The sequence below is a fragment of the Undibacterium sp. Xuan67W genome, assembly GCF_049340165.1.
In the GTDB taxonomy this organism is placed as follows: domain Bacteria; phylum Pseudomonadota; class Gammaproteobacteria; order Burkholderiales; family Burkholderiaceae_D; genus Undibacterium.
On sequence record NZ_JBMPPN010000002.1, the window covers coordinates 150,461 to 163,523 of the forward strand.

Annotated in this window: 12 protein-coding genes; 7 read left to right on the forward strand and 5 right to left on the reverse strand. The window is 48.3% G+C overall.

The features are described from left to right. From ACO0LE_RS02385 to ACO0LE_RS02410, 6 genes are all read left to right on the forward strand, one after another. Positions 1–669: a type II secretion system protein gene (locus ACO0LE_RS02385; RefSeq protein WP_422958816.1), complete on the forward strand. Its 669-nt coding sequence runs from the start codon at positions 1–3 to the stop codon at positions 667–669. Then, a complete protein-coding gene (locus tag ACO0LE_RS02390; RefSeq protein WP_422958817.1) occupies positions 669–1,706 on the forward strand; it encodes a hypothetical protein in 1,038 nt (345 codons plus the stop codon). The genes ACO0LE_RS02385 and ACO0LE_RS02390 overlap by 1 nt, the downstream gene beginning before the upstream one ends. Continuing rightward, complete coding sequence (locus ACO0LE_RS02395) at positions 1,675–2,919, forward strand: hypothetical protein (protein WP_422958818.1); 1,245 nt, start codon at positions 1,675–1,677, stop codon at positions 2,917–2,919. Before ACO0LE_RS02390 ends, ACO0LE_RS02395 begins: the two co-directional genes overlap by 32 nt. Positions 2,920–2,956: 37 nt before the next feature. Then, the gene (locus ACO0LE_RS02400; RefSeq protein ID WP_422958819.1) at positions 2,957–3,568 is read left to right on the forward strand and encodes a hypothetical protein; all 612 of its coding nucleotides are present in this window, start codon (positions 2,957–2,959) and stop codon (positions 3,566–3,568) included. A 6-nt stretch (positions 3,569–3,574) separates the two neighbouring features. Beyond that, positions 3,575–4,099, forward strand: a complete 525-nt coding sequence (locus tag ACO0LE_RS02405; protein ID WP_422958820.1) for a hypothetical protein — start codon at positions 3,575–3,577, stop codon at positions 4,097–4,099. Positions 4,100–4,245: 146 nt separating this feature from the next. After that, positions 4,246–6,606 (forward strand): secretin N-terminal domain-containing protein, encoded by a 2,361-nt coding sequence (locus ACO0LE_RS02410; protein ID WP_422958821.1) that lies wholly within the window; start codon positions 4,246–4,248, stop codon positions 6,604–6,606. 131 nt (positions 6,607–6,737) lie between these two features. On the opposite strand, the gene pyrE is transcribed toward ACO0LE_RS02410, so the two are convergent. From pyrE to gatC, 5 genes are all read right to left on the reverse strand, one after another. Further along, the gene (gene pyrE / locus ACO0LE_RS02415) at positions 6,738–7,412 is read right to left on the reverse strand and encodes an orotate phosphoribosyltransferase (protein WP_422958822.1); all 675 of its coding nucleotides are present in this window, start codon (positions 7,410–7,412) and stop codon (positions 6,738–6,740) included. A 35-nt stretch (positions 7,413–7,447) separates the two neighbouring features. After that, positions 7,448–8,929: an Asp-tRNA(Asn)/Glu-tRNA(Gln) amidotransferase subunit GatB gene (gene gatB, locus ACO0LE_RS02420; protein ID WP_422958823.1), complete on the reverse strand. Its 1,482-nt coding sequence runs from the start codon at positions 8,927–8,929 to the stop codon at positions 7,448–7,450. 46 nt (positions 8,930–8,975) lie between these two features. After that, a complete protein-coding gene (locus ACO0LE_RS02425) occupies positions 8,976–9,413 on the reverse strand; it encodes a hypothetical protein (RefSeq protein WP_422958824.1) in 438 nt (145 codons plus the stop codon). Between the two features lie 44 nt (positions 9,414–9,457). Then, positions 9,458–10,912: an Asp-tRNA(Asn)/Glu-tRNA(Gln) amidotransferase subunit GatA gene (gene gatA, locus ACO0LE_RS02430; RefSeq protein ID WP_422958825.1), complete on the reverse strand. Its 1,455-nt coding sequence runs from the start codon at positions 10,910–10,912 to the stop codon at positions 9,458–9,460. A gap of 142 nt (positions 10,913–11,054) precedes the next feature. Further along, positions 11,055–11,357 (reverse strand): Asp-tRNA(Asn)/Glu-tRNA(Gln) amidotransferase subunit GatC, encoded by a 303-nt coding sequence (gene gatC, locus ACO0LE_RS02435; protein WP_422958826.1) that lies wholly within the window; start codon positions 11,355–11,357, stop codon positions 11,055–11,057. A gap of 500 nt (positions 11,358–11,857) precedes the next feature. On the opposite strand from gatC, the gene ACO0LE_RS02440 reads away from it, so the two are divergent. Next, positions 11,858–12,901 carry a rod shape-determining protein gene (locus tag ACO0LE_RS02440; protein ID WP_262837957.1) on the forward strand — a complete coding sequence of 348 codons (1,044 nt, stop codon included), beginning with the start codon at positions 11,858–11,860 and terminating at the stop codon, positions 12,899–12,901. The last annotated feature ends 162 nt before the right edge of the window (positions 12,902–13,063 follow it).

The following is a 13,063-nucleotide window of genomic DNA, read 5'->3' on the forward strand; positions in this document are numbered from 1 at the left end:
ATGACAAAGTCGAAACCTGTTTATCTGAGCATGGGTTATCCAGTGCGGCATAAAGCAATCTCTGGTCAGAATCAGGGAGGCCTTACCTTAATTGAGTTGCTCGTCAGCCTAGTAATCTTAGGATTTGTCGTCGTGATTATGTCTGGGGCTTTTTTTCAGGTTGCGCAAGTCGTGCGGATTGCTGAAAACGTCAACGGTCAATTTCAGTCCCAGTGGATACGCATCAATTCGCTTAAAGACCTAGTTGGCAATCTTGTATTGCCTGAAAATGTAGAGAGGCCGTTTCAGGGCGACGGTAATGGCTTTGAGGCTTATTCTTTGTCCTTGCCGCAAAATGACTGGGGTAATTTGCAACAATTCAAGGTGAAATTAAGTTCCGCTAAACAAGGTAAAACGGATTTGCTAGTTACGGTTGGTGATGCGCAACCGGTCATTATTGGCTCTTGGGATATGCCGATTCAACTAGAGTATCTTACTGAAGATGGTACTGCTGAGTCGATGTGGCCACCCCTTGGCAAGGTTGTTGAGGACATGCCCCGAGGCGTGATTGTGCGTGCGAGTTCTGGTGAGCGACTAATACAAATGATTGCTTCGTACAATGGCTTACGCAAGGCTGAGCCAAATGGAAAAAACGATATGAGTAAGTTGTTTGGGGTTGATGTGAAATGATGCGCCGAACTTACTTAAGACCTTACTTAACATTGAAATATGAGAATAACGGGTTTGCGCTAGCTGCCGTATTATGGTTGCTGGCTGGTCTGACCATATTGGCTGCCATGATTAGTCAATCCAATCAGATACTGGCAGAACGGCAAGCCAAACTAAAACAACGTGCTGACGCTGAGCAGGCATTTTTGTCCAGCCGTAGCGAGGCCTTGTACTGGTTGTCGACGAGCAAGGCGACGGAGTCTGGTTATGGCTGGTCAGGGCAATATTTGCGCGTTGACAGCAGAGGTTATGCTGGCGCGGGTAGCAGCACTATACAACTTCAGGATGTACGAGGATTATTAAATTTAAACCGCCCTAAGCGAAACCTATTATCAAAGCTCTTGGTTAGCTGCGGTGCAGATGAGTCGCAAACAGACGCACTGATGGATGCATTAGAAGATTATGCCGAGCCAGGTAAATTGAAGCGATTGAATGGCGCCAAAGATTTTGAATACTCAATGGCTAGCCTTCCACCGCCACGCGGTGCTCCACTATTGGCGGAGCCAGAGATCTGGCGTGTTTATGGCTGGCAAAAATTGCAGGCAACCTGGGACTCGCGCCGTTGTTTTGAAGACGTTACTGTATGGGGTGATAGTAACTTTAATCCCGGTACTGCAACAGCCAAGGCCTTGGCAGCGTATGGACTAACATCTGAACAAGTGGCAACTGTGGACAAGGAGCGTGCTGTTGGTGAGTCGACGACGATCAATGCACTGCAGCAAAGCAATCAGGCAAATAATTTTCTAGGCTTGCCGGACGGGCGTTATCCCGGGCGCACTTTGCGTGTGACACACTCGATGCCTGATATGTCGTGGGTTTTTCGCTATGAATTAAAATTACGGTCTAATGCCGAAGGGATGCCTTGGGAGCTCTCTTCTCCGCGCCGAATACCATTGGCTTCGGTTATCATGCCGGCTGGTCGTGCCGAATGGCCAAAAATCGACCAAATTTCTGATACGGATAAGAATGCAATTACGCAACCGATACTACCTTTCTGATTTTGCCGGATCTGCCAGCTCGCCCGCAGGCGACAGCGGTGGAGAGAAGTCCATTAACCATGCGGGTTGGATCAAACCATTGTGGATACTGCCACGTGCCTGGTGTGTTACGACGTCTTTGCAAGTTAAGGGTGTAGCCCGTCATAAAACTGCTGCACTGGTGCAGTTGCATTTAAGCCGGCTGGCTCCTTTTGCTGATTGTGGTGTGTATGCCTGCCGCTCAGGAGACTGGGTGCATCTCTGGTTCTGGGAAAACCGGCGCGTACGGGAGCTGTGCGCAAAAAAAGGCCTGGACTTCGCTTCGCTTCAGCTTGCTCCGGAAAGTGTTTGTTTTCCAAAACGTAAAGACGGTGCGGTTGTTTACCAATGCCAAGAGGGTATTGAGGCGCAGTTATGGCATCAGGGTGTTTTGATCGACAGTGCCTGGTGGCCAGATCGCATTAGTTCTGATGAGTGGGATGCGTGGCGCCCTACCTCCGCTGCAGGAGCGGGTACTCGTTCACAGCTCGTCAGCTGGCCGGAAAAGATGCCCGCCCATGTCACACCTGTCGAAGTATCACCTGTCGATAAATCAGCACGACTGGCAGAGCCATGGGGGCGCAATGTACTTGGCGTCCAGTGGTGGCATGTTATTAAAGATTTTCGCATTGATATGCTGCTGGTTGTTGCCGGAGGACTTCTGGCCGGATTTGCAGCCTATTTAGCCATGCAGTGGTGGACTTTGCAGTCCTTGCAAAAAGAGACCGAAGTAAAAATTGCCACATTGTCGGTACGTGTTGATCCTTTGAACGATGCTCGCAGTAAGGCTCTAATACAACAGCAATGGATTAATAAGTTGGCGGGATTGCGCAATCCAGATGGTATTCAGGACATGCTCAAAAGCTTACAACCTGTTTTACAGCAACAAGAAGCTGCTTTACGTGAATTTGATTACCTTGACGGTGAACTGCGCTTAATGCTGGTGCCGATTAATACAGAACTTAATATCGCTTCATTGATACAAGATATGGAGTCGCTGCCTAAACTAAGCAACATACGGTTGTTGCCGGACAGCGATGTAAGAGTCGTCAGATTATCTGCAAAGATGCAACGCTTTGGGAAGCCATCTGGTGAGCTGAAGATTTTAGGGCAAGTGCAAAAATCAGTTGAACCTGTGAAAGCGGATCAAGCTCCTTCCATTAACCGAAGCGGCAAGCGAGAGAAGGGGGAGTGAAATGAAAACGGGTGAACGTTTTTGGCAACTGCTAGGTATGGTGATGTTGATACTCGTCGCGCACGGACTTGCTGAGTTATATGACGCGAATGTGGCGCAACAAAAGCAGTTGGAAAGCCAGACTCAATTGCTGGATCGTCAGGAATCTCTGCTGAAGAAAAATCATTGGACTGAAAATTTGCTTGCAGTACAAAAAGTACAAAAAGCCTGGATTGGGTTTTTGCCAACTGAAAAATCGCCTACTTTTGCTAAGGCAAGGTTACTGAGTGATATTCGTGATTTAGCGAAAGATGCGGGAATACCCAGTCTAGCGGTCACAGCTACCGATGCCGAGGGTGGTGAGAAGACTGACCTGTCTGCTGGAGGGTATGGCACGAAATCCTCTTATCAGTCTAACGCGGATAAGACTAAGCTTGATGTGTTACCTTCTGGTGTTCAAATGATCAAATTGACCGTGACAGGCCGCTTTGATCCGCTGGCATTTACGAAACTACTTCACTCCCTGGAAGAGGAACAACGATTTACTGTTGTTGAGCGTGCAATCGTTCGTGGTGCGCAGATGGAAATTGGTATTCGTTGCTATTGGCGTGTTGATACTGCATTTGCTAAAGACAAAGCAGAGAGCCAATCTGTTTCAAGGGCGCTCTGATCGCACATGATTATGTTGAATTTAAAGAAAATTTCTAGCCAGCAGTGGATTGCTGCCTTTTTTGTATTAGGTTGTGCCGTTGTCGGCGCTTTATCAGGCAGATATGTATTACTCAGCTCTTTGGCCGAAATGCGGCTAGAGAGTGAGCAAAAACAAACACAGTCAGATCCGGCATTTACCGTACCTGCGGCACCGCCTGAAAAAGTAAAAAAAGATGAAAAGCCGAATGTAGATGATGCACAGAAAGTGGCTACGGATCTGGGTGAGCTTCGTGTTTGGGAAGCCGCCGTCAGACAGCCCTTACCTCCAAGAAAAGAGGCGCTGACACCGCCTCGCTGGAGAATCGTTGGAGTGACCTCGGTGGGCAGTGAAAAAAATGTTCTACTTTTGTTTGAAAATCAGCCTGCGACAGAGACTAGAAAAATTGGTGAGAAATTGCCAGGTGGTGCCAGGATTGTTGAAATCGCCCAAGACCAATTGAAAATTTCTTTGAATGGTCAACTTATGAAACTGAATTTACGTAAGCAATGAAAAAATCATCTTCCCGACTTAACACAAGATTTCTGGTGAATCGTTTTGCTCCAGTTTCTGCGATAACTATTCTGTTATTGATATCTGGGTGCGCAGATCCAAAATTGAATGTACCAAAGAAAATAGAGTTTGAGCGCAGCCCACAATTGAGTTCAGCCTCCCTATTGGGCGAGGAGCAGTTGCAGCGTAAGTATACCGAGACCGATACGCCGAAACTGCCTGCACTGCGATCGGGCAGTGTTGAGAAGAATCAGAGCAAATCATCTGACGTCGCCAATGAAAAAAGCGAATTGACAGTGTCATTTGATCAGATGCCTTTGCCAACATTTATTCAAGCTGTTTATGGAAGCGTTCTAAAGACAAATTATTCGATGGACGGCGCTGTTGCTGCCCGCACTGACCTTGTCACTTTTCATACTCCGCGACCAAAAACAGCAAGCGAGATGGCAAACCTGGCTCGAATGCTTTTAAAAAGTTATGGCATCGCCGTACAGGATTTTGGTGGTGTGATTCGAATGGTGCCAGACAATGCGACCAGCAGTTATTCGCCAGCGATCAGACGCGGTCGGGCTCAGCCTGATACGCCGATGAGTTTGCGTCCGGTATTTCATTATGTTGAATTAGATGCTGTTCGTATCGGCGATTTTAGCGGTTTGTTACGGACGATGTTTGGTGCCAAAATTCAAATTCAAGATGATCCGGCTCGTAATGCTTTATTACTGAGTGGTCAAGCTGACGACATTTCAGCAGCGATGGAAGTTATTCAAGTTTTTGATCAGCCTATTATGCGTGGTCAGCGGACCAAGAAGATTACTCCGGTTTTTTGGACGGCTGATGAGTTTAGCCGGCGACTGGTCGATGTATTAACCGCGGAAGGTTACGCCGCCAGTACGTCAATTACATCTGGGGCACCAATTTTAGTTTTAGCAATACCTCCTATTAATAGCATTATCATTTTTGCGTCCTCTGAGACAATATTAAATCATTCTTTAAAGTGGGCCAGAGAATTAGATAAGCCGTCTGACAGCCAAGCTGGAGGCGCATTTTTTACTTATCCCGTTAAATATGCGGATGCTCAGGCGCTAGCCAAGACGCTATCCGAACTGATTGGGGGATCTACTAATGCAACTAACACGGTAGCATCTGGGCAGCCAGCAGGAGCCTCAACCGCCCCGACATCGAGGGGCGGCTCAAAGATTGTAGTGAACAATGCTACAAACAGCTTGATTATTCAAGGTGGAGGTCCAGACCAGTATCGCCAATGGATGGCATTGCTAGCAGAACTAGATAAGCCGACTAAGTCCGCTTTAATTGATGTGATGGTTGCTGAAGTCACTGCTGGCACCGCAAATACTCTGGGAGTGGATTGGAATTTCCGTAATTCTAAAACTACCGGAAGTACTTCAGCTGGTGGTGTGCCGGGTACGGTCACCTCATCGAACGCGGGTTCTGGTTCTGGCGGTCTGACTTTCAGTTTCTTGAATTCTGCTGGATTGCTGCGTGCAGATATTTCTGCCTTGGCTTCAAAAAACGATGCGCAGATTTTATCTAGTCCTAAATTGATGGCACGTAACGGTGAAACGGCGACGATTCAAGTTGCCGATGAAGTACCTATCCTGACTAGCACGACAAGTACGCCGGGCTCTATTATTTCTGGCAGCACGACAACCAACACAATTCAATACCGTACTGCCGGTATGATTTTGAAGGTGCGTCCGGTGATCAATTCAGGCAATCGTATTGATCTGGATATTTCTCAGGAAGTGAGTAACGTCAAATCCTTGAGCAGCGGTGCAATTACCTCACCGACGATTGGTACTCGTAAAGTGGATACTAAATTGACTTTGCGTGATGGTAGTACTGTCATGCTGGCTGGTCTGATTTCCAATGACAATAGCTCATCTGATTCTGGTGTTCCTTTGCTTAAGGATATTCCGGGTATTGGTAGTTTGTTCAAAACTGAATCTACTAACAAGAATAAAAAAGAACTGATTATCTTGATTACGCCTTACATTATCAATGATGATTTTGAGGCTGAATCGATCAGTAATGCTTTTCAGAGTTCTCTCGGTGATTGGGCTAAGGATTTGAAGGAGCGGACTGATCTGAGGGCGTTGAAGCGTATGCCTCCATCGGTCAATGTTCCAGTTAAAGATGATGCGCCTGTAAACACCAAAGACCGCTCTAATCAACCGGTTGCTGAACCAGTCGTGAAAGAGCTAACGTCAGACGAGCCGGTACCAGCTGAGCGTAGTGAGGATCAGGTCAAAGGAAAACTCAGTACCGCAGAATCTCTGAGTAACAAAGAGTCTTTGGCACCATCCGATGTGGTTATGAGTAAGCCGGTACCCACAACAGTACCAGCCTCTTCAGGCAAAGCAGATGACGTTAAGAAAAATAAAGCAGCTACTTCTGGTGCAAAATCCGTACCGGCATTGCCAGGAACTAAGCCTGTAGAAAATGCAGATTTGTTAGAGGAATTGCGGCGGGCTGTAGAGAAGCGATAAACAAAATAAAAAGGGTTTGCTATTCAGCAAACCCTTTTTTTATGTAATGGAATTGAACAGTTAAATAGTTACGCAGGCAACCGATTGTTTAGGTTATTGGCCAATTGATGGTTAATTTACGCGGACACAAATTATGTCTGGTTTGCTGTCGCACCATATTTTGAACGATAAGCAGCAACTGCCGTTTTATGCTCAGTCAAACGACTATCTGTGCATGAGGACAGGTAATCAAATAAATCATTCAGGTTGCCGATTGACACAACGGGCATCCCATACGATTTGCTGACTTCCTGAACTGCGGATTGGTCAGATAAAGCATCATCTTTTCCAGAACGCTCCATACGGTCAAGAGCAATCAATACCGCACACGGTGCGGCACCGGCTGCACGTATCATGTCCACTGATTCACGCACAGAGGTTCCTGCCGAAATTACATCATCGATGATGACGACTTTTCCCACTAATTTTGCACCGACAATCGTGCCGCCTTCGCCGTGATCCTTAGCTTCTTTGCGATTGTATGCAAACGGTACATTGCGTCCTCGTGCTGCCAGCGCAACTGCTGTCGCGGAGGCCAGAGTGATCCCTTTATATGCCGGGCCAAACAACATGTCAAATTCAATACCTGAGCTGATCAACGTGTCAGCGTAGAAATTGGCCAGCTTACCAAGATTTGCTCCGTCATTGAACAGACCGGCATTAAAAAAATAAGGTGAATTACGACCAGCTTTCGTAATAAAACTGCCGAACTTGATTACACCGGCATTCACGGAAAATTCGATAAATTCTTGTCTTAAGTTTGTCACTATAACCTCTACATTTGTCTAAGCGGAGAATTGAATCAGCCCGCTAATTTTTTCTTCAGCAATTCATTCACTTGAGCAGGATTGCCTTTGCCTTTGGTGGCTTTCATCGCCTGACCAACCAGTGAGTTAAATGCCTTTTCTTTGCCGGCACGATACTCGTCTACGGATTGCTGATTCGCTGCCATGACTTCGTCGATGATTTTTTCTAAAGCGCCGACATCGGAAATTTGTTTCAAACCCTTTGCTTCTATGACCTGATCCGCTAGCTTAGGATCGACAGATGGCGCTTGCCACATGGCGGCGAAAACTTCTTTCGCGATCTTGTTAGAAATCGTGCCATCTGCAATCCGCTGCAATAGCACAGCGAGTTGCGCTGCGCTGACCGGAATGGCGCTGATATCCATGCCTTCGCGGTTCAAGGTAGAGGACACGTCACCCATGATCCAGTTCGCGACTTGCTTGGCCTGCGTTGCTTGTAGCGCTTTGTCTGCGCTGCCGGAGGCTAATATTGCGGCTTCAAAATAAGCGGCAGTGGCTTTCGACTGCGTGACGATCATGGCGTCGTATTCAGAAATGCCGTATTGCTCGGTAAAGCGTGCGCGCATGGCGGTAGGCAGCTCTGGCATTGTCGCTTTCACGCGATCTATCCACGCTGCGTCGATCTTCAGCGGCGGCAAATCCGGGTCAGGGAAGTAGCGATAATCTTGCGAATCTTCTTTGCTGCGCATGGAGCGCGTTTCTTTTTTATCCGGATCGTATAAGCGTGTTTCTTGTACGACGGTACCGCCCTCTTCAATCAATTCAATCTGACGGCGGACTTCGATATTGATCGCTTCTTCGAGAAAACGGAAGGAGTTCAAATTCTTGATTTCAGCGCGTGTCCCAAATTCTTTTTGTCCGGCCGGACGAACGGAAACGTTGGCATCGCAACGGAAGGAGCCTTCTTGCATATTGCCGTCACAAATGTCGAGCCAGACTACCAGTGAATGCAGTGCTTTGGCGTAGGCGACGGCTTCCGCTGCGCTGCGCATGCAAGGCTCTGTGACGATCTCTAACAGCGGTGTGCCAGCGCGATTGAGGTCAATCCCTGTCATGCCATGGTAGTCTTCATGCAGTGATTTGCCGGCATCTTCTTCGAGATGAGCGCGCGTGAGTTCGATGACTTTGACTTCGGATTTGCCGTCTCTCTCAACGACGCAAGTCACCGTGCCACCCTGAACGACGGGGATCTCAAACTGGCTGATCTGGTAGCCCTTGGGGAGATCTGGATAGAAATAATTTTTGCGGGCAAAAATAGATTCCGGTGCGATCGTTGCGCCTACGGCGAGACCAAACTGAATTGCTTTTTCGACCGCCACTTTATTCATGACTGGCAACACGCCAGGCAAGGCCAGATCGACCGGGCTGGCCTGGGTATTTGGCTCGGCGCCAAATTGTATCGAGGAGCCGCTGAAAATTTTTGATTGTGTTTTGAGCTGTGCATGTGTCTCAAAACCGATGACGACTTCCCATTCCATGATGTGTCCTTTTCCTTCGTGTACAAATAGACGTGAGATCTATTTTTTATTCATCATACTGACATTGGCCATTTTTCAGGTTGACTGTCAGCGTTGTAAAGTTGACGCGTGACCCGCATAGCGCAGGACAGCTTGGTTTGATTGCCAGTTCGTCGCCACTGCGTTCTAAACGAATACTACAATTGAGTCCGCGTTCAAAATCGTAACCACGTTTGCTGCGCGCATCTGCGGCATTGCTGAGACTGATACGCCAGCCCTTGGCTGTCTGTTCTGCTTGCGGTTCGTCACTGAGGTCGATACTGCATTCGTGACCATTGGTACTGCGGAATAAACTTGATTCCCATTGCAGGTTTTTGATCACGCTACCTTGCAACTGGATCACGCCTTGATCCGCATAGTTCAGACGTTCGCCGTCACCACCTTCCTGACGCACCAGATTACAAGAAAACTTTGCATCCAGATTATCTGTAGATGGCTGCGCCATACTAAGTGTGCTTAGCATGAGCAGAAGCAGTGCGCATGCTAGTTTCATGCCGGTGTTTTACTATGCCAGTCAGTCGCCTGCTGGAATTGATGTGCAACGTTGAGTAATTTTGCTTCTTCAAAATAATTACCGATTAATTGCAGACCGACAGGCCGCTTTGCATTTTTTTCGCCCTGACCAAAACCGCAGGGAATCGACATGCCAGGCAGACCTGCCAGACTAGTCGATAAGGTGAAAATATCGGCCAGATAGTTCGCAACGGGGTCGTCAGTTTTATCGCCGAGATCCCATGCGACAGTGGGGGCAACAGGGCCCATAATGACATCGCATTGTTCAAAGGCTGCCTGAAAGTCCTGAGCGATAAGGCGGCGGATTTTTTGCGCTTGCAAGTAGTAAGCGTCGTAGTAGCCATGCGACAGCACATACGCGCCGACCAGAATGCGGCGTTTGACTTCATCGCCAAAACCTTCGGCCCGCGACTTTTTGTACATGTCGTTCAAGTCTGAGTAATTCGCTGCGCGGTGACCGTAACGGACGCCATCAAAGCGACTCAGATTTGACGAAGCTTCTGCAGGTGCAATCACGTAATACACAGGAATCGACAACTCAGTTTTTGGTAGAGAAATATCGACCAAAACCGCGCCTAATTTTTCATATTCAGCGAGTGCAGCACGTACCGCCTGCTCGACATCTTTGGCGAGTCCTTCACTGAAAAATTCGCGTGGCACACCGATGCGCAGACCTTTCAGATCTTTGTTTAGGTCGCGGTTGAAATCTTCCTGTGCTCTTTCGAGGCTGGTCGAATCTTTCGCATCAAATCCCGTCATGGCATTGAGCAGCAGACCGCAATCTTCTGCGCTCTGTGCGATCGGGCCGCCCTGATCCAAAGATGACGCAAAAGCAATCATGCCATAGCGAGATACGCTGCCATAGGTTGGTTTGATGCCGGTCACTCCGCAAAAGGACGCTGGCTGACGAATCGATCCGCCGGTATCGGTTGCGGTCGCAGCAGGTGCCAGACGTGCAGCGATTGCGGCAGCGGATCCACCTGATGAACCACCTGGAACGGCGCGTAAATCCCACGGGTTTTTGACCGCACCAAAGGCCGAATTTTCATTACTGGAGCCCATCGCAAATTCATCACAATTGAGTTTACCCAAAGTGACCATGCCAGCCTGCTTGAAATGCTCGACGATGGTCGCATCAAACGGGCTGGTGTAATTAGCCAGCATCTTGGAGCCAGCAGTCGAGCGCCAGTCGCGTGTGACAAAAATATCTTTATGCGCAATCGGGATACCCGTCAGCACCGTCGCATCCCCCTTCGCCAGGCGCGCATCTGCTGCCGCTGCCTGTTGCAAAGTCAGCGCAGGATCGACGTGTAAAAATGCGTTCAATTCACTGGCTTGTATGCGTTGTAAGTAATGTTGTGCGAGTTCCGTAGCGGAAATCTGCTTGCTGTGCAGCAGGGCAGAGAGTTGTGTAAGAGAGTGCTTATGCATGTTCGGCTGTCCGTGGTGTCTGACGTCATTTCGTTTTATAGCGCCGGGGGAGGCTATTTGACGAAGCGATCAAGTGTTACGAGTGAGTACTGGATGCGTGAATCGGGGTGTCGGTGTTTGGTACGGCTGGCAGCGTTTCGCCTTATTCCAGTACTTTCGGCACCAGATACAGCCCGTCTTGCGTTGCGGGGGCGACTTTCTGGTATTCCTCACGATGATTCGCTTCACTGACGACGTCTTCTCTCAGGCGTAATGCGAGTTCAGGCATCAGCGCTGCAATCGGATGGCTTAATGGGGTAATGCCGGTGGTGTCGACGGCTTTCAACTGTTCGACCAGAGAGAAAATGCCATTTAGCTTGTCTAAAGTGGTGACAGTTTCAGCCTCGGAGAGCTCAAGTCGTGCCAGATTGGCAATACGTTTTACGTCGGATAGGTCTAATGACATGGCAAAAACGCGTAAATCGCGTGTGAGAAAGTAAGTAAAAAGTAAGTAAAAACCTGCTAATGACAAAATGGGAATAAAACTAAAAACAACAAGACTAAAAGTTGGTTAAAGTCGCCAACATCGGCAAAAAAGCCGTTTTTAGCATCTGTTGCAGATAGCCTATTATTCCCCAGATTATAAGGTAGAATGTAGGGTTAATACCTGTTGAAGCTCTGAAAACCTGCTGCGCAGCACAATATTGCGTTTGTGAAGCCTGCCGTATCTGGTGATTTTTGATATCGCATGTTTCTCAGCCAGAATTGAAACGCTTGCGAGGGTTTTGAGAGCTTCTTTGTTTATGATTTGCTCTACAGTAATGTGCAACTTAATGCCCGATCTTGCGTCCATAGTATACGCCGGCCCGGCAGTAATAAGTCGTTAATTGGCGAGCGAAGAGCGGGTACAACAGATTCGCGCAACGGGATTGCGCATGACAACAACACAAAATACAGGATTCTTTCATGTTTGGTTTTTTTCGCAGTTATTTTTCTAATGATCTGGCAATTGACTTAGGTACAGCCAACACGCTGATTTATGTACGCAACCAGGGCATCGTGCTGGATGAGCCTTCCGTCGTGGCGATTCGCCAGGAAGGTGGCCCTAACGGTAAAAAAACCATCCAGGCTGTTGGTAAAGAAGCCAAGCAGATGCTGGGCAAAGTGCCGGGTAATATCGAAGCGATTCGCCCGATGAAAGACGGCGTGATTGCCGATTTCACTGTCACAGAGCAAATGCTGAAGCAATTCATCCGCATGGTGCATGACACCAAATTTTTCAAACCATCCCCACGCATCATTATCTGCGTACCTTGTGGTTCTACACAGGTGGAGCGCCGTGCGATTCGTGAATCTGCACTAGGTGCCGGTGCATCGCAAGTGTATCTGATTGAAGAGCCGATGGCAGCGGCGATCGGTGCCGGTTTGCCTGTATCTGAGGCGACGGGTTCCATGGTCGTGGATATCGGCGGCGGTACTACTGAAGTTGGTATTATTTCCCTGGGCGGCATGGTGTACAAAGGCTCTGTGCGCGTCGGTGGCGACAAGTTCGACGAAGCGATTGTCAATTACATCCGCCGTAACTACGGCATGTTGATCGGTGAGCAGACTGCTGAAGCAATCAAGAAAAATATCGGCTCTGCATTCCCGGGTTCTGAAGTGAAAGAAATGGAAGTCAAAGGACGCAACCTGTCCGAAGGTATTCCACGTTCGTTCACCATCTCCAGTAACGAAATTCTCGAAGCGCTGACCGACCCTTTGAATAATATCGTGTCGGCGGTTAAAAACGCGCTGGAGCAAACGCCACCGGAACTCGGTGCCGACATCGCAGAAAAAGGCATGATGCTCACGGGTGGCGGCGCATTGCTGCGTGATCTGGATCGTCTGTTGATGGAGGAAACCGGTTTGCCGGTGATCGTGGCGGAAGATCCGTTGACCTGCGTGGTACGCGGCTCAGGCATGGCTCTGGAACGTATGGACAAACTGGGTTCAATTTTTTCCTACGAATAAACCTGCCAGTAAAATTTTGCTCAGGCAGATTTACTAGGTCAAAAAAAGTAGCAAAAAATAGTAAAAAAGTAGTTTCCGGCACGGCGAATACAATCAGTCTTTCATCGCGAATTGCACGCAATGATAGTACCGGCAGTATTCGCCTTGCTGTTATATTGATGA